A 1,336-nucleotide genomic window follows, 5' to 3' on the forward strand; every position below is an offset into this window, starting at 1 on the left:
GTCGCTGATGGCGGCGGCGGTGGGCGCGTCCCTCGCGGTGGCGGGGGGCGTCGCGCAGGCGGTCACCCGCAACCCGCTGGCCGACCCGTACCTGCTGGGGGTGTCGTCCGGGGCCGGCTTCGGCGTCGTGGTCCTGACCGTGCTGGGCGTGGGTGCCGGGATGTGGGGTGTCTTCACCCTCCCGATGGCCGCCTTCCTCGGGGCCCTCCTGCCGCTCGCCGGGGTGATCCTGGTGGCTCGTCGCGCGCACGACACCACGGCGATCGTGCTGGTCGGGGCTGCCCTGACCATGATGTTCGGCGCGCTCAACACCTTCACGCTGTTGGTGTTGGGCGACGACCACCAACTGGGCACCGTCATGCGCTGGCTGGCCGGCGGGTTCGGTGACGCCGCGTGGACGATGCTCCTGGCCCCGGTCTCGATCCTCGTCGTCGCGGGCATCCTCGTGATGCTGTCCAGCCGCCACCTGGACCTCCTCCTGACGGGTGACGACGGAGCCACGGCCATGGGCATGAACGTCCCGCGGTTCCGGCTGCTCATGTTGCTGTTGGTCTCGATGCTCACCGCGGGGGCGGTGGCGGTGTCCGGAACCATCGGCTTCATCGGCCTGCTCATCCCGCATCTCGCCGGATATGTCACCGGGCGCACGTCGGCTCGGCTGCTCCCGACTGCCGCGGTGCTCGGTGCGGTGGCCCTGGTGTTGGCCGACATCGCGGCCCGCTCCGTCAGCGACGGTGCCGAGCTCCCGGTGGGCGTGGTCACGGGTGTCGTGGGAGGTCCGGTGTTCCTGGTCATGCTGTGGCGGCGCTACGGAAGGACGGCGACATGACCACACTGACCGCGGCAGACGTCTCCACCGAGCTCGGGGGGCGCCGGATCCTCGACGGGGTGGACCTGACCATCGCGCCCGGCCGGGTCACCGCGCTGGTGGGACCCAACGGCAGTGGCAAGACGACCCTGCTTCGCACCTGCTACCGGGCCCTGCCCACGACGACCGGAGTGGTGCGCCTCGACGGCGACGACATCACCTCGCTCCGCCGCCGGACCCTGTCGCGCACGGTGGGCGTGAGCACGCAGGAGCCGGTGTCGCTGGGTGGCATCACGGTCCGGGAGTCGGTGCGCCTGGGCCGGACGGTGACACGCGGGCTGTTCGAGCCGTTCGGGACCGACGACGCCGACGTGGTGGACACCGTGCTCGACCGTGTGGGGTTGGCCGGGCTGGCGGCCCGCGACGTCCTGGCCCTGTCGGGGGGCGAACGGCAGCGGGTGTCGATCGCCCGGGCGTTGGCGCAGCAGCCGGAGGTGCTCCTGCTGGACGAGCCCACCAACCACCTCG

The 1,336-nt window shown here is 72.2% G+C and carries 2 protein-coding genes; both read left to right on the forward strand.

Going from position 1 to position 1,336, the window contains the following annotated elements:
• The coding region (locus G6027_RS13990; RefSeq protein ID WP_182637702.1) for an iron ABC transporter permease at nt 1–829 on the forward strand (829 nt) is incomplete at its 5' end.
• A partial coding sequence (locus G6027_RS13995) for an ABC transporter ATP-binding protein (RefSeq protein ID WP_182637703.1) occupies nt 826–1,336 on the forward strand: 511 nt, incomplete at its 3' end. The genes G6027_RS13990 and G6027_RS13995, both read left to right, overlap by 4 nt.

Origin of the sequence: Dietzia sp. SLG310A2-38A2, assembly GCF_014145095.1 — a bacterium.
In the GTDB taxonomy this organism is placed as follows: Bacteria; Actinomycetota; Actinomycetes; order Mycobacteriales; family Mycobacteriaceae; genus Dietzia.